Here is a 738-nt window from a genome sequence, read left to right on the forward strand (position 1 = left end):
TATATTCGTTCTTCTGAAAAAGAGATTCTGTATACAAACCAAGATTGCATCATTAAAAACGATAGATTTTTAAAGTTTCCAAAGACGAAATTGCAATTAAATATTGGGAAACTAGGTTTCACTGAGGGTAAACTGAAACAAGTTCGTGTGATTCCAAAATACAATGAATATGTAGTGGAATTGGTAATTGATGTTCCTTCTGAACAACAAATGATTGAAGAGAATGCTCGTTATATGAGTATTGATTTAGGGATTGATAACCTTGCAACCATCGTAACAAACACAGGTATGAAACCTGTCCTTGTTAAGGGCAAACATGTCAAAAGCATAAATCAATATTACAACAAAATGAAGAGTCATTTTACAAGCGTTCTTAGAAATGGAAAACAAACGAATGAAGGGCCTTTTACTTCTAAAAGGATAGAAAAACTTCATCAAAAACGTTACTTGAAAATAAAAGACGTCTTCCATAAAGTTAGTCACCATATCGTAAAACTAGCTCAAGAAGAAGAAGTTTGTAAAATTGTTATTGGTCAAAACAAAAGTTGGAAACAAGAAACGAATATGGGAAAAAGAAATAACCAAACGTTTTGTCATATCCCACATAGTTTATTGATTCAAATGATTACATACAAAGCAAATGCTGTAGGCATTCAAGTTGTTGTAACTGAAGAATCATATACATCGAAAGCAAGTTTTCTGGATAACGACTTCATTCCAACGTATGGAGAAAATGAC

At 32.1% G+C, this 738-nt stretch carries 1 protein-coding gene; it reads left to right on the forward strand.

Going from position 1 to position 738, the window contains the following annotated elements:
• Positions 1–738 (forward strand): RNA-guided endonuclease TnpB family protein (locus tag H6481_RS28285; protein WP_182813815.1); only part of this gene is annotated, 738 nt, incomplete at both ends.

The organism is Bacillus sp. ME78 (assembly GCF_903970865.1).
In the GTDB taxonomy this organism is placed as follows: domain Bacteria; phylum Bacillota; class Bacilli; order Bacillales; family Bacillaceae_G; genus Bacillus_A; species Bacillus_A cereus.